Raw genomic sequence first — 16280 nt, 5'->3', positions numbered from 1 at the left:
GCCCAGGGAAGTGGCCGGGTCGGCGCCGTCCCACGCGGGACTGCTCACAGCCGCACTGAAGGAATCCACCGCGAAGCCCGAACAAAGCTTGAACGGCTCACTCGAACCGGTAGCCCTTGGGCACCACGACGATGCCGGTGTCGGTGACGGTGAAGCCGCGTGCCTTGTCGGCCTCCAGGTCGAAGCCAATCTTCACATTGGGCGGCACGTGCACGCCCTTGTCGATGATGGCGTTCTTCACCTGCGCGTGCCGGCCGATGTCCACCTCGTCGAGGAGGACGGAGCGCTGCACGCTGGCGTAGCTGTTCACCCGCACACGGCGGAAGAGGATGCTCTCGCGCGCCACGCCGCCGGAGATGATGCAGCCCCCCGCCACCATGGAGTTCAGCGCCCGGCCCACGCGGTCGCCCGCCTCGTGGACGAACTTGGCCGGCGGGCTGTACTCGCTGCCGGTGCGCAGCGGCCACTCGGGGTTGAACAGGTCGAACTCCGGGTTGACGGACACCAGGTCCATGGACGCCTCGTGGTACGCGTCCAGCGTCCCCACGTCGCGCCAGTACGTGTTCGGCCCCGCCTGCCCGGGGATGGGGTTCTTCGCGAAGTCGTAGGCCTGGATGTGGTAGCCGTCGCGCAGCGCCCGGGGCAGCACGTCCTTGCCGAAGTCGTGCTGTGAGCCCTCCGTCTTCGCGTCCACCTCCAGCAGCTCCGCCAGCACCTTGGTGCGGAAGATGTAGTTGCCCATGCTGGCCAGCGCCGTGTCCGGCCGGCCCGGGATGGGCTTGGGGTCCTTCGGCTTCTCCTGGAACTCCGTCACGCGGCCACGCTCGTCCACCTGCATGACGCCGAAGCGGTGCGCGTCCGCGAGCGGCGTGGGGTACGCGGCGATGGTGATGTCCGCGCGCTGCGACTCGTGCAGCTCCAGCATGTGCGCCACGTTCATCTTGTAGATGTGGTCGCCGGAGAAGATGGCCACGTGCTCGGGCCGGTGGTTCTCCACCAGGTGCATGTTCTGGTAGATGGCGTCCGCCGTGCCCCGGTACCAGACGGGCCCCAGCTCCTCGTACAGGTACATCTGCGCCGGCACCAGGGTGATGAAGTAGTCCGACAGCAGCACCGAGCCGAAGCGCCACCCGCGCTGGATGTGCTCCGTCAGCGACTGCGCCTTGAACTGCGTCAGCACGTAGACGGCGAAGACGCCCGAGTTGATGAAGTTGTTGAGCGCGAAGTCGATGATGCGGAACTTCGACCCGAAGGGCACCGCCGGCTTCGAACGCCTCAACGTGAGCGGCGCCAGCCGCGTCCCCTGCCCGCCTGCGAGAACCATCCCCAGGATGCGCATGGCCATGCGGTACGTGTCCCTCCGGCCGCGCAGCATAGGCCGCGCGGACCGGGTTTGTCCGGTTCGCCACCGGGCCGGGAGCGGTGGCCGCCCGCGTCAGCGCTTGCCAGACGGCGGGCAGTAGAAGCCCGTCTTCATCGACCAGAGCTCGAAGGACTCGGTGGAGAAGAAGAGGTAGCTGCCGGCGCGGGCGAAGACGGGGTCATCCTCGACGTCGAACTCGTACACCCGGGGCGCCGAGGACTCGGGGCCTGGAACGACGTCCTCCACCAGCCGCGCCCGGCCTTGGAAGACCTTCCAGGGCTCGCGCCCGTGCTCGCCGTCATCCGCCGCGAAGTAGAGCTTCCGGCTGGCCACCATGAGGCCATAGGGCGAGGAGCCGTCCGGCCCCGGCCGGATGTCCCGGGCGAGCCGAGTCCCCGCCGCCGTGCCGTCGCTCACCCAAAGCTCGCGCCCGTGCACGCCGTCATCCGCGGTGAAGTAGAGCAGACCCTCGAACACATTCAGCTCCCGGGGGCCGGAGTTCTCCTCTCCCGGGAAGATGTCCACCAGCCGCCCCGTGCCCGCGGGCGTGCCGTCGCTCACCCACAGCTCGACGCCCCTGCCGTCGGGGTCACCGATGTTCTCCTCGGCGGCGAAGTAGAGACGGCCCGCGTAGGAGGTGAAATGGCGCGGCGTGCTGACCCTACCCCAGGCGAAGAGCAGCGTCGCGGTGCCCGGGGTGCCGTCGCTCGTGTAGAGGGCGGGCCTGCCGTCCGTCAGGTCCACCAGGAAGAACACCCGGTCCCCCACCACGGACAGCCGGAAGATGGAGGAATCCTCGTAGCCCGCCACGCGGTACAGCTCCTCGACGACGCCCTCGGGGGACACCTCCAGCACCACCAGCATGTCCCGGTCCTCGCCCACGCGCGCGTCGAAGACGAGGTTGCCGCTCGCCGTCTCCACCATTTCGCCGGGGAAGCTGGACGTGGGGCCCGGGTTGGCGTCCAGGTACAACCGGGTGCCCTTGCGCGTGCCGTCGCTCACCCACAGCTCGTTGCCGTACTCAGGCGTGTACATCCGGAAGAACAGCTTGCCGCGGAACTCTCCCAGCACGTCCAGCGGCGGCTCGAAGGAGGGAGGCAGTGACGCGGTGACCAGTGGGAATGTGCCCGCGTCCGTGCCGTCCGTCCGCCAGAGGGTGAGGTCCACGATGAAGAAGAGCAGCCCCCGCGCCTCCGTCAGGCTGTGCGGGAACACGTCGAAGTCACGGAACAGCCGCGTGCCTCCGGGCGTCCCGTCGCTGGCCCACAGCGCCGGGCCGTGGATGCCGTCATCCACGGTGAAGTAGAGCGTCTCCTTCACCCCGGTCAGCTCGTAGGGCCCCGGGAAGTCGCCCCCCGCCGAGAAGTCCGCGAGCCGGGTGGCGGAGGGACACGTGCCCCCGTTCTCGAGCGCGTCCGGCGCCTCCTGCCCGATTTCCTCCGCGGGCTCCGAAGGTGCCACCCCACACGCCGACAGCCCGAGCCCCAGCAGCAACACCCACGACTTCCGTCCCCAACCGCGCATCATGCGTTCCCCCTCCCGCCAGGGCGGGATGCCCCTCGCGGAGAGCCGGAAGCTTGGGCGAGCGCGGGGCGCTGGCATCTGCTCCCGGGTGGGGATGAATGACAGACGGCGAATAGATGGATTGGCTGCTGGCTTGCCTGGTTTCACCGTGACGGAAGAGTGCAGCTGGGCTTTGACACGACCGGAGCCATGGGGCGGGCCCCCACAGCCGCAGCCTCTTTGGCGCCCACACTGGCCAGTTCAGTCCCCGGTTACTCCTCGAAGCACTCTTCTCCGTCGTCCGCCTGCCGGATTCCGAGATAGCTTTCCAACAGGACAAGAAGAGAGCCGCATCGCCCCATGAAAATCAAAAACAGAGCAATTCCGACACACATGAAGACACTGATTGAATATGCTGAATCAGCATGGCAACACGCATTTGAAATTTCATTCAAAGAAAACACACCCTGCCCCGCCGACATGTTCACAACCCAGTGGGTAGAAAAAAATGCTCCGGGCAAGTGGGACAACCAAGCGGGCTGGTACTGGATTCTGACAGATGCCCCTTGAATACCCTGCACACTCAAACAAACACCAGCGGATGCAAGAAGGCGCTCAACATTGCCGAGGTGGTCTCATTCAACGAGGAAACATTGCCTCCAGAAGTCCTATGTAGCACACCCGCCGAGAACTTCCGGGTGGTCTACAATGGAACGACAGCAATGGTGTTCTCTCGACTGAGGAATCATACGGCGACCACTGAGAAAGGGCCCTTTTCCATCGGCCTCAACTTCTACCCTGACCTCGTGAAGGAACACCGTTGGTCCGCGCGTATATTCCACATCGGGATGATCGACGGCATCGAGGGCCTGACCGCTGATGAAAAGAGAGTATTCAAAGAACTAGGCACCCAGCATGCGCGTTCGCGAGTGGCCGTCGAAATGGCCTGGCGCATGAGATATGGCTGGCCGCTGTTCAACCAAAAGGGTCTTGAAGATAGAAAACGAACTGGAGCACCTATCGAACCTGGCACAGAAGGGTGAGCTCGCTCCAACAGGAGAAGACAACAATCCCCTCCCCATCCTCCTCGCTGAGGGGAAGCCTCGCATGAGGCCGGGGTTCCGGGGCGCGCGCCTCGTCAGGAGCGAGTGCGGAGCAATGGGCCCGACTCCGGCACGCGGCTTCTGCTAGGGTCAACCCACAGCGTCACTCTCCTCCAGTCCGACCGAGCAGGGCACCTCCGAATGAGCACCGACATCCCCCATCCCGACCGGCTTGGACCGGGCGACATGATCGGCCCTTGGCGCATACTGGAAGTTCTCGGCGCTGGTGGACTCGGCCGGGTGTTCAAGGTCGAGCACGACGGAATGCTCTGCGCGCTGAAGATGGCGACGCGGTTGCCGGGTCAGAAGATGCCCGGCGAGGAGGATGTGGACGGCAGGTGCACGCGCGAGGCCACGATGTTGCTGGGGCGCACACCCCATCCCAACATTCCGCGCCTGTTCCAGGTCGGCCGATGGCCCGACCCCGAAGCTGGATACCTCTACGTCGTGATGGAGTTCATCGACGGATGGCGCTTTCACGACTGGAGATACGAGACGCATCCGACGGCGGCGCGGCTCGTGGACGTGATGCTTCCCATCGTCCGCACGGTGGCGGAGCTGCACAAGAGCGGTGTTCACCACCGTGACCTGAACGCCAACAACGTCGTCATCCGGAAGGAGGACGACACGCCGTTCGTGCTCGACTACGGAAGCGTGTCGCTCCCCGGAGCGCGCTCCCTCACCCAGGGACTACCGCCGGTGGACCTCTCCGTCGCTCCACCGGAGGCCTTCGAGCAGCTCCATGCGCAGGGCGAGGACGCGCGATTCCGGGGCGGACCGACAGCGGACCTCTATGCGCTCGGCGTGCTGTTCTACGGAGCACTGACAGACGGGCTGCCCTTCAATCCAGAACTGCCACCGGAGAGATTGGTAGCGGCCATCACCCTGCGCGTGCCCCGCGCGCCGCATCGGGTGAATCCCAAGGTTCCGAAGAGCCTCAGCCTCATCACCATGCGGCTCCTGGCGAAGCGCCCCGAAGACAGGTTCGAAAGCGCGGAGTCCCTCTACACGGCTCTGTGGGAGGCCAACAAGGCGCGTACGTCACGAGAATGGAAGGTGCCACTGGACTTGCCGGAGAGCGGTCCTGCTCCTGTGACCGATGAGGAAATGCGGGAGCAGAGGCTGGCGGAAGTGGAGGCCCCGCGTGCCGCGCAAGCGCGCGAGCGGGAGGGAGATGAGAAGCCGCTGGACGATGCGACGGATGTGCCCCTGACAGAAGACGTCTTCGCGCACCCGAGCGCGGCTGCCGCGCGACGTGCGAAGAGCATCCGGACCTGGGAACGCGTTCGCCGCCCGCTGCTGAAAGTGGCCACGGCCTGTGCGCTGATGGCCGGTCTTGTGACAGTGGCGTGGTGGAGCATGACTCGCCCCGATGCTCCGCCGCCGGTGGCGCCTCACGTTTCCGCGCCGCAGGAGCAGGAAGGACCCGGTCAGGAAGTGGCGAGTCCACTGGAGTCGCCAGAAGCTAGGGCCGTCGCAGCCTCACCCGAGGCTGCTCCCAACCCTGTGAGCATCGCGGCACGCGCGATGTTCTCCGAGGACTCAGCTTCCGTGACGACGCATACCAACGTGCAACCCAAGCAGCCCTCCACCGCGATCCGCACCGCGAGAAGAGTGGTCGGTGCAGCCATCACCTGCTCAGCCCTCACGGGTTGCCCAGGAGCGCAGGTGCGTCCAGCGCCTCCCTCGGAGGAGTGCCCGCCGGGTGCGGTGGAGACGATGGCGAACTGGGGCATCAAGCCGGGACACGATCACCTTGCGACGTTCGAAACCGAGCACAGCGCCCGCGTCATCGCCGTGAGCGAGGGCAGGACGACGCTCTACATTACGGGAGGCCAGTTCAAGAATATGCCCGCGGTGGAGCTGTCGGGTCGGCTGATTTTTGGAGATCGAATCTACGGTCGGCTCACTGGAGCCAAGGTGAACGGACGTACCGCTCCGGTCTGCTTCGAGCTGGAGGATCTGACAGAACGTGTACGAGGCCTCGTTCGAGAGCCAAACGGCAGCGCCGACACCGCCAAGGTGTTCAGCAGCGTCACCGTGGTAGCGGTCCGCAAGTTCGAGTGAAGCCGTCCGGGCAAGCAGATGCGTTGAGCGCGGACAACGGCGCGGAGCAAGGCGTGATAGAGGCAACGTGAAAGGTCCCCGCCTTTCCCGCCCCCTCCGAGGTTTCCTCCGTGACCGCAGTCCTACCTGCCATCCTCATGGCGTTCGTCCTCTCCGGGTCCGCTCCCACGCAACCGGATGCCGACACCTGCGACACAGGCATGCGTCATGTCGAGCTTCCTGCGGTCCCCCAGGGGGAGACTCCGACGGTCTGCATCAGCCCAGGACGGGCCACGTTGTTCAACTTCGACACGGACCTGATACCCGGGTCCGTCACCGTGGAAGGGTCGGACCGATTCACCAAGGTGGAACCCGGTCCGAGTACGCTCAAGTTGATTCCCTCCGTGAAGGTGGCGGCAGGTGAGCGACTGCGGCTGACGGTGACATTCCAGGACAACGCGGCCCCGACAAGCGCGGCGATCACGCTGGTCGTGCAGGCGGCCCAGGCGGCGCCACTGGTGAACGTCTACCGACAGGCACGCTCCGCGGAGTCATACGAACAGGAACTGGCGGAGACGAAAGCGAAGGTCCGGCAACTCACGGAGGAAAACACGCGGTTGCGTGTCGAAAGAGACGGGCCAGGGGGACTCACCGAACTGCTCGCCTCGGGGGTCATGGACCGCAAGGGCGTTCCCTCCCATGACATCACCAAGAGCATTACCGAGACCGCGACGAACGCGTTCCCTGTGTCGCGCGTCACTGCGTATCGTTCCGCTGCGCGCGTGGTCGTGGAGGTGTTCCTGAAAGTTCCAGAGGGCACACCGCCGTGGAAGCCAGAAAACGCGACGCTGACGCTTCAAGGCAGGAAGGGTGCCGAGTTGAAGGTGGTCACGCGCTGGTCTCCGGAGCCCATCGCTCCCCTCGTGTTTGGCGGCGGTGTGAGCGTGGAAGCCGAAGCGACTCCGGACGTGACGGCGGGTACTTTCACGCTAAGACTGTGGGACACGAGTGGCGCCCGCACCGTGACCATCAACGGCATCAGGTTCCCGTAGGCGGGAGGCCGCGCGCCGTGCCATCCGTGCCGAGGTGACTGGTGCCGGCGAGACCTACTGCAGCGAGGCAACCCAGAGGCCGTTTGTCTGCTGCTCATTTCCGCAGGAGGCACATCGGTGCCCCGCGCCCTCCGAACGGAGCGTCCGCTGCTGGTGGCAACGCAGGCAGAAACCGGTCAGGCTCCCGGGCGGAGACACAAAGGTCCTGGGGCTCACTGAATCGAGAAGACCGGACGGACGCTCCTGACGAACCCAGACATAGAGCCGAGTCGTCTCTTCGGGGGTGTGAAAAACCAGGGTTAGCGACTGGTGCAACTCCTGCCAGACACGCCTGTTGAGGGGCCACAGCCGCGAGTGCAGGGCGCGGTGCTCCCGGTGGGGGACATCGAAGATTTCGAGCGTCCAGTCTCGCCCATCAAAGTCGCCCTTCGAAATCCGCGCATCCAACCAGCGCACGGGCCTTCCTCCCGTGACGCGTGAGACGTAGTCACGAATGGCGTCCCGCTCCGCTACCATTCAGGTCTCTCCCCGAGCAGGCGATGCACAAGAGCCTCGGCGACCTTCAGGGCCTCGCGTGCCTGCTCCATCATCACTTCGTCCTCATGGTAATCCGCTGCGACACGCCATGACCGGAGCAATTCGAGTTCCTGGCCCTCCTGCTCGTCGAGCACCTGAGCATCACATCTTCCGCTCCACGCCCGTCCCCTCCCTCGCCCCACCCTGGTACTGCTTCGCCACGAGGCGCCCGCCGCACCTCTCACCGCAGCCTACGACACGCGGCTGACTTCACCGCGAGGTAGACACGCGCGCCCGGCGCCACGCCCAGCTCGCGCACCGAGGCCGTCGTGAGCCGCACCACCCAGCGCACGTCACCCACGTCCACGTAGGCCGCGTCCTCTCCCGCCGCCGCGGGCTCCACCCGCGCCAGCGTGCCCGCGAGGACGTTGCGCGCGGAGACTCCGGTCAGCGGGCCCGTGGACAGGAGGATGTCCTCCGACGGCACCGAGTAGGCCGCTCGCGCTCCCGCCGCCAACTCCGGCGCGTCGGGGACCCAGAGCGACAGCCCCTCCGCCACTCGCAGCCGCAGGCCCCCGCCCTCGGGGCGCTCCAGTACGCCCTCCAGGATGTTCTCCTCGGCCTCGCCCTCCGCCGCGAGCAACCCGCGCACCGCCGGGCCCAACACCTCGGCGGCCGGGCCCACGGCTCTCACGCGGCCCTCGTCCAGCAGCAGCGCCTCGCGCGCCAGCACCCGCGCCTCACCGAGCTGGTGCGTCACGTACAGCATCGGCACTTTTGCTTCGTCGCGGACGCGCAGCAGGTACGGCAGCACCCGCTCCTTCAGCGCCACGTCCAGCGCGGCGAGCGGCTCGTCCAGCAGCAACAACGCCGGGTCCGTGGCCAGGGCCCGCGCCAGGGCCACGCGCTGCTTCTCCCCTCCGGAGAGCGTCGCCGGGTAGCGTCGCAGCAACGGGCTCAACTCCAGGAGCGACACGGCTTCGTCCGCCCGTGAGTGCTTCGCCCCGCGCACTCCGTAGCGCACGTTCTGTTCGACGGTGAGGTGCGGAAAGAGCAGCGCGTCCTGCGGCACGTAGCCCATGCGCCGTGCCTCCGGCGGCACGTCCACGCCGGCATCACTGTCCAGCAACACGCGCCCGCCGACCTCGACACGGCCGCGCGCTCCACGCCGCAGCCCCGCGAGCACTTCCAGCAGCGACGTCTTCCCGGAGCCCGAGCGCCCCATCACCGCCACCGACGCGCCCTCCAGCCGCGTCTCCACCTCCAGCGTGAAGCGCGCCAGGGGCAACCGGATTGAGAGAGCCATGCTCACGCCCGCACCCGCCGTCCCCGCCGCCGCGTCACCACCTCCGTCGCGTACACCGCGACAAAGGCCAGCAGCGCCGCCACGCCCGCGAGCCTCAGCGCCTCCGCGTCCTCCCCCAGCTGCGTCCGGTGGAAGATGGCCAGCGACAGCGTCTGCGTGCGCCCGGGGATGTTGCCCGCCACCAGCACCGTGGCGCCGAACTCACCCAGCGCCCGGGAGAAGGCCAGCAGCGCCCCCACCAGCACCCCACGCCATGCCAGCGGCAGCGTCACCCGGAAGAACGCCCGCGCCCGAGAATCTCCCAGCGTGCGCGCCACCGCCACCAGCCTCGGGTCCACCTCCTCGAAGCCCGAGCGCGCCGAGCGCACCAGCAGTGGGAATGCCATCACCGCGCTCGCCAGCACCACCGCCTTCGGCGTGAACACCACCTCCACGCCCCACGCGTCCAGCACCCGCCCCAGCGGGCCATTCGCCGCCAGCAGCTCCAACAACACCAGTCCCACCGCCGTGGGCGGCAGCACCATGGGCAGCGCCAGCACCGTCTCCACCACGCCCTTGCCCGGCCCGTCCCAGCGCGCCAGCGCGTACGCCACCGCCACCCCAGGCGCGAGGATGAGCAGCGTGGCCACCGTCGCCACCGCCACCGTGAAGAAGACCAGCCCCGCCGTGCCCTCCATCACGGAACGCGCTTCCCCGCCTCCACACCGAGCACCCCGAAGCCGTGCCGCGTGAAGACCTCGCGCGCCGCGTCCGTCCGCAGGAAGCGCACGAAGGCCCGCCCGGCCTCCGGTGCCTTCCCCTTCGCCAGCGCGGCCACCGGGTAGACGATGCGCGGCGCCTCCGCCTCCGGCACCACGAAGGCCACCCTCACCTTCTTCGACTGCGCCGCGTCCGTCGCGTACACCACGCCCGCGTCCACGCGCCCCGCCTCCACCGCCGACAGCGCCGCGCGCACGTCCAGCGCCGGCACCACCTTCGGCTCCACGTCCCTCCACAGCCCCGCCTTCTCCAGCCACCCCTTCGCGTACACCCCGGCGGGCACCGCCGCCGGGTCCGCCAGCGCCACCCGCTTCATTCCCCGCAGGTCCGCCGGCTCCGCCACCTTGCCCTTCGCCCCCACCGGCACCACCACCACCAGCCGGTTGGAGAGCAGGTCCACCCGTGTGCCGGGTTGCACCAGCCCCACCCCTTCCAGGGCATCAAGCCTGGGCGCATCCGCCGAGAGGAACGCATCCGCGGGAGCCCCCGCGGCCGCCTGCCGAGCCAGGTCACTGGACGCGCCAAAAGCGAACTCCACCCCATGCCCCGTCGCCTTCGTGAAGGCCGGCGCCAGCTCCTGGAGCGCGTTCGTGGTGCTCGCCGCGGCGAACACCAGCGCCTTCTCCGCGCGGGCGGGCCCGGCCGCGAGCAGCAGAAAAAGAAGAGCACATGTCGGTGGGAAGGCACGCATGATGGGACGCTCCGCTCGCTCCAGGGCAGCCAGGGGCACATTGTGCACATGGCCGCTTCCAGCGAGACAACAGGTTGACCCGCCTACCCCAGGCCGCTAAGGGATACTCCGTGTCACGGAATTTCCACAAAGAAGATGAAGACGTCTCGGCCGACGTGCAGAAGCTCCAGCAGCTCCTGGTGGCGCTGGGCCGCCGCCGCTCGCTCCGTGACCCCATCGCCAGTACCTGCGAGCAGCTCCAGTTCACGCCGCCGCAGGTGCATGCGCTGTTGTGGCTGGGCCAGGACGGCGCGCTCACCATGGGTGATTTGGCCCGCCGCCTGGGCGTCACCGAGAAGACCGTCACCGGCGTCGTGGACCGGCTGGAGCGCGAGGGCTACCTGATGCGCGAGCGCAGCGCCTCCGACCGCCGCGTGGTCCACTGCCGCCTCACGCCCGAGGGGCAGGCGACCTGGCAGAAGCTCGACCGCTCCATGAACCAGGGCATGAGCCAGTTCCTCGGCATCCTCGACGCGAGCGACCGCAAGGCCCTCTTCCGCATCCTGGAGAAGCTGCTGCGCCGCACCGAAGCGCCTCCCGCGAGCCCCGCCGCTCGCGAGCGTTCGGGCTGAGGGCACACCGGGGCTCTCCCGTCCCCACACCGTGCCCTCGCGTGGGCCTTGCGTCCCTTGCCCGCCGCCTTATTCAAGGCCCGGGAAAGGAGGGAGGTCCATGGTGGAGGCACTCCGCATCGAGGAGCGCGTCGGGACCGAGAGCTTCCTCGCGCTGCTCGGCCTGGCGTACGTCGGCGCCGCCGCGCTGCTGCTGTACGAGTACGTGGGCAGGCTTGTCCTGTAGGCGCCGGGCCGCCCTTCCGCCGGAGACGCGAGCAACCGGGGTGGCCCTCCACGGAGCCGGGCGTTGAAGGGTGGGAGGAGCGTGATGAAGCGAAGCACACGGCTGCGGACCGCGAGCCTGGGGCTGCTGCTCGCGCTGGCGGGCTGCCGGCGCGAGAGCGAGCAGCCCCCACCCGCTCCGCCTCCCGCCGCCCCGGACACCCCGGCCGGAGAACGGCGCCTGCCCTCCGGGCAGGTGATGCCACCGGACATGGGCGCCGCGCTCGCGTCCGTCGCGCCGCTGGTGGACTCCGTGCGGGCCGCCGTCGTCCAGGTGGAGGTGCGCGCGGCTTCACCGGCCCGCCGCTCGCGCGGGGATTCGCCCTGGGGCGAAGAGGAGGAGTCCCCCTTCGGCGGCCCGTGGGGCCCCTTCACGCCGTTCGGCCCCCGGGAGGAGCCGCCGCGCCAGGGGCTCGGCTCGGGCTTCATCACCGACGCACGGGGGCTGGTGCTCACCAACCACCACGTGGTGAAGGACGCGACGGACATCCAGGTGCGGCTCCCCGACGGCCGCGAGCTGAGCGCGAAGGTGCTGGGCACGGATCCGCTCACGGACGTGGCCCTGCTCCAGCTCCGGCTCCCGCCCGGCGCGAAGGCGCTGCCGGTGGTTCGCCTGGGCGACGCGGACGCGCTGCGCGTGGGGGACTGGGTGGTGGCCATCGGCAACCCCTTCGGGCTGAGCTCCAGCGTCAGCCTGGGCATCCTCTCCGCCAAGGCGCGCGACATCGGCGCGGGCCCCTTCGACGACTTCCTCCAGACGGATGCCGCCATCAACCCCGGCAACTCCGGCGGCCCGCTCTTCAACCTCCGGGGCGAGGTGGTGGGCATCAACACGGCCATCGTCGGCCAGGGCTCGGGCATCGGCTTCGCGGTGCCGAGCAACCTCGTCCGCGCGCTGCTGCCCCAGCTCGAGGAGGAGGGCGCCGTCACGCGCGGCTGGCTGGGCGTGGCCGTGCAGGACTTGACGGCGGACCTGGGCGAGGCGCTGGGCCTGCCCACGCGCGAGGGCGCCGTCGTCACCGACGTCAGCGAGGACACGCCCGCCGCCGCGGCCGGGCTCCGGCCGGATGACGTCATCATCGCCGTGGACGGGCAGCCCATCGCGTCCGGCGGCGCCCTCACGCGCGCGGTGGCGCTGAAGGCGCCCGGTACCGCGCTCACCCTCTCCGTCTACCGCGACGGGAAGCGGGAGGAGGTGAAGGCGACGCTGGGCACCCGGCCGGACCTGGAGGGCGTGGCGTCGCGCGGCCGCCCCGGCGCGGAGGAGATGCCGCCGGACCAGCGCGTGGGCCTGGTCATCTCCGACATGGACGCGCGGCTCGCACAGGCGCAGGGGCTGCCTGGCTCGGGCGCGCTGGTGACGGATGTGGACGCGGGCTCGGTGGCGGAGCGCGCGGGGCTGGCGCCGGGCATGGTGGTGGTGGAGGCGCGCGGTCAGCCCGTGCGCCGCGCGCGTGACCTGGTCCGCGCGCTGCGCGAGGCGGAGCCCGGCGAGCCCGTGCTGCTGCGCGTGGTGTCGCCCGGTGGCCAGCGGGCGCTGCGCGCGCTCACGGTGCCGGCGGAGTAGGCGCGGGCGCGCGGGCCAGCAGCACGCGCGGGTGCAGCAGCAGGGCGATGGCCTCGCGCACCGTCCAGTAGAAGCGGTCCACCGGGCTGAGGTTGCGCTCGGTCTCCAGCGCGGGGCTGGTGGCCACGTCCAGTCCGTTCAGCCGGAAGTACTGGCGCGCGCGCAGCAGGTGGTACGGGTCCGAGACCACCACCACGCGCCGCGCGCCCAGCCCGCGCAGCAGCTTCACCGCGAGGCGGGCGTTCTCCTCCGTGGAGTGGCTCTCCTCCTCCAGGGTGCATGCCGCCTCCGGCACGCCCAGCCGCGTCGCCAGCGCCAGCATCACCCGCGCCTCGGAGGGCGGATTCACTCCCACGCCTCCGGAGAAGACGAGCCGGGGCGCGAGGCCGCGCTGGTACAGCTCCACCGCCTTCTCCGTGCGCGCCCGCAGCGCGCCGGAGGGCACGCCGCCCGGAAGCACCCGCGCGCCCAGCACCACCACCGCGTCCGCGGCCTCCGCCCGCTCGCGCTGGCCGAAGCGGTCCACCACCCAGGCCAGCCCGAAGACGCCGAACGTCAGCGCGCCTCCCGCCACGAGCAGGAGGCGACGCAGGCGCCCGGGCCGGGCGGACAGGGACGCAGGAGGCACCGGCCCAGGGTAGTCGAACCGCGCGAGAGGCGGGGGCGTAGGAAGAGCGTCTGATGGGCATCGGGGAGGGCAGGCGAACGAACGAGCGGACTGGACGGCTCCCATCCCCCTGCGCTCCAATCCCGGGGTGATGACCGAGCAAGAAGCGACGAAGGCGCTGTCGGGCGCGGAGCTGGTGCCCTGCGCGGAGATGCCGCTGATGGATGCGCGGCGGCTGGTGGAGGCCTGCCTGGGCGCGGACGTGCCGGCGCTCGTCCACCGCGAGGCGTGCGGGAAGATGGGGTGCAGCCCGAAGTTCCAGGTGCTGGTGCGCCCCGAAGACGGCCCCCGCGTGGCAGCGCTCCTCCAGCAGCGCTGGGTGGACACCCTCCAGCGCGAGGGGCTGCTGCCGGATGGCGCCCCGGCCCTGCCGGCCCCGAGTGAGGACGGCGAGCTGCCCTGCCCGGCCTGCGGCACCGCCGCCCCGCTGGTGGCGGGCGCCTGCGCCGACTGCGGCCTCCAGCTGGAATAACCGGGCGGGCGGGCGCTTTTCGCCGCGCGCTCGTTTCATCCCCGGGAAACCCGAAGCACAATGGAAGTGCCCGGAGCACGCCGGAGCATCCCATCAGGCAGCAAGGCAGGGGCCACTCAGGAGGGCACTCGTATGGAAGTCAAAGGCGTCGCATTCCTGGCGCGACAGCAGATGATGGTGCAGTCCCACGGCGAGGCGGCCTGGAAGGCCTTTCTCAGCGACTTCGCGAAGAAGGAGCCGTTCTTCGCCGGCGCCATCATGCCGGTGACGCGCATGCCGGCCTCGGCCTTCCTCCGCCTCAACGAGGAGCTGCTGAAGCGCTTCTACGGCGGCAACCCGGACGCCTGGTGGCAGTTCGGCATCAAGTCCGCCGAGTACGCGCTCAGCCAGGGCCAGCTCAAGACGATGTTCGGCCCCGGAGACCTGCGGCGCTTCCTCCTCTTCACGCCCGGCATCTGGAAGGGCTACTTCACCGAGGGAGACCTGAGCGTCCACCCGGGCCAGGGCTACACGGACCTGAGCATCACCAACGTGCCCCATCCCCACGTGTACTTCGAGCTGTCCGTCATGGGCTTCGCCTTCGGCGGCCTCAACTACCTGGGCGCGAAGAACCTCTCGCACCAGGTGCTCAAGGGCTACACCCGGGGCGACCAGGACGTGCTCTACCGCTTCAACGTGAGCTGACGGACACCGCGGCTCCGGGTACGGCGCTCCGTACCCGGGTGCGCGGAGCCGGCGCGGCTCAGGGCGCGGAGCTGGCGGGCAGGGACGCCGGGGCGGCGCGCCCGGCCACCGCCGGGGCGGCCTCTTCCTTCAGCCGCAGGTCCGCCACCACCGGGTAGTGGTCCGACACGTCCACGCGCAGCACCCGGCTGGAGACGGGCGTGAAGGCGTCACACGCCAGCACGTAGTCGATGCGCAGCGTGGGCAGGAAGAGCGGCAGCGGGTACGTGCCCCCGGCCCCGCCGGTGGTGGCGACCACGTCCTGCATGCTCCGCCGCAGCAGGCGGATGGGGCGCGAGCCCGGGTCGTCGTTGAGGTCTCCCAGGAGCAGCTTGGGCCGCGTGTCGGCCGCCATCAGCCGGGCCACCCGCACGCTCTGGCGCACGCGCGCGTCCCCGTTGAAGGGGCGGCGGATGAGGTGGGTGAGGTAGACGCTCACCTCGCGCCCGTCCATCTGGAGCACCGCGTGGGCCAGCGTGCGGGGCTCCGCGCCAGCGGGCACCGGCAGCGGATACTGCGCCAGCGCCTCCAGCGGGAAGCGGGACAGGAGGGCGATGCCGTAGTCACCGCCGTACAGCTTCGTGGTGCGGAAGTGCGCGCGGTACGGCAGGCCGGTGAGGCGCGACAGCTCCGCCACCTGGTCCACCCCGCCCGCGCGTGTGGAGCCGACGTCCACCTCCTGCAGCGCGACGACGTCCGGCACCGAGGCGCGGATGACGCGCGCCACGCCCTCCAGCCCCCGGGCTCCGGACTGGATGTTGAAGGTCATCACCCGCAGCTCCCCCGTCTTGCGCTGCACGGAGGCGACCGGGGCCTCCGGTGGACGGAGGCCGGGACCGCTCGCACACGCGAGCGGCCCCATCAGGAACAGGATGGGAAGGAGTCGGCGGAGGTGCATTGTCGGAAGGGCGCGGATGTTAGGCCGCGTCCCTCCGCCCTGTCGCCCCACCCTCCCGGGCCCGCCCGGCGGGCAGGCAGGCGACTACTTGCGGCGGCGGCCCAGGCGGGCGCCCAGCACCATCAGCACCGCACCCAGCAGCGGCGCGCCACCGGCCGCGGCGCACCCGCCTCCATCATCCTCGCCACCCGTCACGGTGATGGCCTTCAGCGACTGGGCCGCGCCGTCACCGAACTCATCCTGGTTGTAGTTGGTGGAGTTGCCGGCGCCGTAGAGGTTGATGGTGCCGCCGCTGGACGGCGCGACGAGGGTGAAGTCGAACTCCACGCGGCCGTTGCTGAAGGCCTTCGGCTGGGAGTGCGTCAGCTCGCCGCTCGACGCATCCTTCTTCTGGCCCGAGCCCGGCTGCAGCGTGCCGTTGTCCACCCCCACGTTGAAGCCGCCCCGGACGCCGGGGCCGCCGGTGATGACGAGCTTGTAGTTTCCGGTGGCCCCCGCCTCGAGGCTGGCGGGCCCCTCCAGCGTCACCGTGGGCGTCGTGCCCCCCGAGTGGCAGGTGGAGCTCATGCACGACTGGGCCGGCGGCTTGCCGCTGTAGCCGCTCTGACCGGTGGAGTAGGCGAGCGCGGAACCCGAGACGAGGCACGCCGCCATGACGCCGGCAGCCCGGAGAGACGAGAGAGACGACCGCATGAAGCCTCCTGAGACATACGACTGGGAAGGAGCCCCTTTCTAGCGC

Annotated in this window: 18 protein-coding genes; 9 read left to right on the top strand and 9 right to left on the bottom strand. The window is 69.6% G+C overall.

Annotated elements, in window-relative coordinates:
• Positions 1 to 97: 97 nt before the first annotated feature.
• Together glgC and K8638_RS06405 are read right to left on the bottom strand one after the other, a co-directional pair.
• Entirely contained in the window at positions 98 to 1345 is a 1248-nt protein-coding gene (gene glgC / locus K8638_RS06410; RefSeq protein WP_223753525.1) for a glucose-1-phosphate adenylyltransferase, read from the bottom strand.
• A gap of 90 nt (positions 1346 to 1435) precedes the next feature.
• The gene (locus K8638_RS06405) at positions 1436 to 2890 is read right to left on the bottom strand and encodes an ELWxxDGT repeat protein (RefSeq protein ID WP_223753524.1); all 1455 of its coding nucleotides are present in this window, start codon (positions 2888 to 2890) and stop codon (positions 1436 to 1438) included.
• Positions 2891 to 3226: 336 nt separating this feature from the next.
• Between K8638_RS06405 and K8638_RS06400 the strand changes: the two genes are divergently transcribed.
• From K8638_RS06400 to K8638_RS06385, 4 genes are all read left to right on the top strand, one after another.
• Entirely contained in the window at positions 3227 to 3436 is a 210-nt protein-coding gene (locus K8638_RS06400; protein ID WP_223753523.1) for a hypothetical protein, read from the top strand.
• Entirely contained in the window at positions 3433 to 3909 is a 477-nt protein-coding gene (locus tag K8638_RS06395) for a hypothetical protein (RefSeq protein ID WP_223753522.1), read from the top strand. The genes K8638_RS06400 and K8638_RS06395 overlap by 4 nt, the downstream gene beginning before the upstream one ends.
• A gap of 201 nt (positions 3910 to 4110) precedes the next feature.
• Positions 4111 to 6036 (top strand): serine/threonine-protein kinase, encoded by a 1926-nt coding sequence (locus tag K8638_RS06390; protein WP_223753521.1) that lies wholly within the window; start codon positions 4111 to 4113, stop codon positions 6034 to 6036.
• 137 nt (positions 6037 to 6173) lie between these two features.
• Positions 6174 to 7067 carry a DUF2381 family protein gene (locus K8638_RS06385; RefSeq protein WP_223753520.1) on the top strand — a complete coding sequence of 298 codons (894 nt, stop codon included), beginning with the start codon at positions 6174 to 6176 and terminating at the stop codon, positions 7065 to 7067.
• Between the two features lie 509 nt (positions 7068 to 7576).
• Here K8638_RS06385 and K8638_RS06380 read toward each other — a convergent pair.
• The 4 genes from K8638_RS06380 to modA all read right to left on the bottom strand — a co-directional run bounded on the left by K8638_RS06380 (position 7577) and on the right by modA (position 10339).
• The gene (locus K8638_RS06380) at positions 7577 to 7738 is read right to left on the bottom strand and encodes a hypothetical protein (protein ID WP_223753519.1); all 162 of its coding nucleotides are present in this window, start codon (positions 7736 to 7738) and stop codon (positions 7577 to 7579) included.
• Positions 7739 to 7824: 86 nt separating this feature from the next.
• The gene (modC, locus tag K8638_RS06375; RefSeq protein WP_223753518.1) at positions 7825 to 8889 is read right to left on the bottom strand and encodes a molybdenum ABC transporter ATP-binding protein; all 1065 of its coding nucleotides are present in this window, start codon (positions 8887 to 8889) and stop codon (positions 7825 to 7827) included.
• Between the two features lie 2 nt (positions 8890 to 8891).
• Positions 8892 to 9566 (bottom strand): molybdate ABC transporter permease subunit, encoded by a 675-nt coding sequence (gene modB / locus K8638_RS06370; RefSeq protein WP_223753766.1) that lies wholly within the window; start codon positions 9564 to 9566, stop codon positions 8892 to 8894.
• A complete protein-coding gene (modA, locus tag K8638_RS06365; RefSeq protein ID WP_223753517.1) occupies positions 9566 to 10339 on the bottom strand; it encodes a molybdate ABC transporter substrate-binding protein in 774 nt (257 codons plus the stop codon). The genes modB and modA overlap by 1 nt, the downstream gene beginning before the upstream one ends.
• Before the next feature lie 110 nt (positions 10340 to 10449).
• Here modA and K8638_RS06360 point away from each other — a divergent pair, with 110 nt between their 5' ends.
• The 3 genes from K8638_RS06360 to K8638_RS06355 all read left to right on the top strand — a co-directional run bounded on the left by K8638_RS06360 (position 10450) and on the right by K8638_RS06355 (position 12781).
• Positions 10450 to 10950 carry a MarR family transcriptional regulator gene (locus K8638_RS06360; protein WP_223753516.1) on the top strand — a complete coding sequence of 167 codons (501 nt, stop codon included), beginning with the start codon at positions 10450 to 10452 and terminating at the stop codon, positions 10948 to 10950.
• 100 nt (positions 10951 to 11050) lie between these two features.
• Positions 11051 to 11176, top strand: a complete 126-nt coding sequence (locus K8638_RS44495) for a hypothetical protein (protein ID WP_255662451.1) — start codon at positions 11051 to 11053, stop codon at positions 11174 to 11176.
• An 84-nt stretch (positions 11177 to 11260) separates the two neighbouring features.
• Positions 11261 to 12781 (top strand): trypsin-like peptidase domain-containing protein, encoded by a 1521-nt coding sequence (locus tag K8638_RS06355; RefSeq protein WP_223753515.1) that lies wholly within the window; start codon positions 11261 to 11263, stop codon positions 12779 to 12781.
• Here K8638_RS06355 and K8638_RS06350 read toward each other — a convergent pair.
• Positions 12762 to 13409: a YdcF family protein gene (locus K8638_RS06350; protein ID WP_223753514.1), complete on the bottom strand. Its 648-nt coding sequence runs from the start codon at positions 13407 to 13409 to the stop codon at positions 12762 to 12764. The two genes, K8638_RS06355 and K8638_RS06350, sit on opposite strands and share 20 nt — an antisense overlap.
• 130 nt (positions 13410 to 13539) lie before the next feature.
• On the opposite strand from K8638_RS06350, the gene K8638_RS06345 reads away from it, so the two are divergent.
• A complete protein-coding gene (locus K8638_RS06345; protein WP_223753513.1) occupies positions 13540 to 13920 on the top strand; it encodes a hypothetical protein in 381 nt (126 codons plus the stop codon).
• Between the two features lie 132 nt (positions 13921 to 14052).
• Positions 14053 to 14604: a hypothetical protein gene (locus K8638_RS06340; RefSeq protein WP_223753512.1), complete on the top strand. Its 552-nt coding sequence runs from the start codon at positions 14053 to 14055 to the stop codon at positions 14602 to 14604.
• 58 nt (positions 14605 to 14662) lie between these two features.
• Here K8638_RS06340 and K8638_RS06335 read toward each other — a convergent pair whose 3' ends face one another.
• Positions 14663 to 15442, bottom strand: a complete 780-nt coding sequence (locus K8638_RS06335; RefSeq protein ID WP_223753511.1) for an endonuclease/exonuclease/phosphatase family protein — start codon at positions 15440 to 15442, stop codon at positions 14663 to 14665.
• 183 nt (positions 15443 to 15625) lie between these two features.
• Positions 15626 to 16234, bottom strand: coding sequence for an MXAN_6652 family MXYO-CTERM-anchored protein (locus K8638_RS06330; protein WP_223753510.1), 609 nt, complete (start codon positions 16232 to 16234; stop codon positions 15626 to 15628).
• Positions 16235 to 16280 lie beyond the last annotated feature (46 nt).

This window comes from Myxococcus sp. RHSTA-1-4 (assembly GCF_020037125.1).
Classification (GTDB): Bacteria; Myxococcota; Myxococcia; order Myxococcales; family Myxococcaceae; genus Myxococcus.
Note: the sequence above shows the minus strand (reverse complement) of the source record. Positions and strands in the feature narration are given on the sequence as shown.

Coding starts and splice junctions, on each gene's coding strand:
- modA (WP_223753517.1), bottom strand. CDS start 10,339: ATGCGTGCCTTCCCACCGACATGTGCTCTTCTTTTTCTGCTGCTCGCG.
- modB (WP_223753766.1), bottom strand. CDS start 9,566: ATGGAGGGCACGGCGGGGCTGGTCTTCTTCACGGTGGCGGTGGCGACG.
- glgC (WP_223753525.1), bottom strand. CDS start 1,345: ATGGCCATGCGCATCCTGGGGATGGTTCTCGCAGGCGGGCAGGGGACG.
- K8638_RS06405 (WP_223753524.1), bottom strand. CDS start 2,890: ATGATGCGCGGTTGGGGACGGAAGTCGTGGGTGTTGCTGCTGGGGCTC.
- K8638_RS06340 (WP_223753512.1), top strand. CDS start 14,053: ATGGAAGTCAAAGGCGTCGCATTCCTGGCGCGACAGCAGATGATGGTG.
- K8638_RS44495 (WP_255662451.1), top strand. CDS start 11,051: ATGGTGGAGGCACTCCGCATCGAGGAGCGCGTCGGGACCGAGAGCTTC.
- modC (WP_223753518.1), bottom strand. CDS start 8,889: ATGGCTCTCTCAATCCGGTTGCCCCTGGCGCGCTTCACGCTGGAGGTG.
- K8638_RS06400 (WP_223753523.1), top strand. CDS start 3,227: ATGAAAATCAAAAACAGAGCAATTCCGACACACATGAAGACACTGATT.
- K8638_RS06330 (WP_223753510.1), bottom strand. CDS start 16,234: ATGCGGTCGTCTCTCTCGTCTCTCCGGGCTGCCGGCGTCATGGCGGCG.
- K8638_RS06345 (WP_223753513.1), top strand. CDS start 13,540: ATGACCGAGCAAGAAGCGACGAAGGCGCTGTCGGGCGCGGAGCTGGTG.
- K8638_RS06355 (WP_223753515.1), top strand. CDS start 11,261: ATGAAGCGAAGCACACGGCTGCGGACCGCGAGCCTGGGGCTGCTGCTC.
- K8638_RS06390 (WP_223753521.1), top strand. CDS start 4,111: ATGAGCACCGACATCCCCCATCCCGACCGGCTTGGACCGGGCGACATG.
- K8638_RS06385 (WP_223753520.1), top strand. CDS start 6,174: ATGGCGTTCGTCCTCTCCGGGTCCGCTCCCACGCAACCGGATGCCGAC.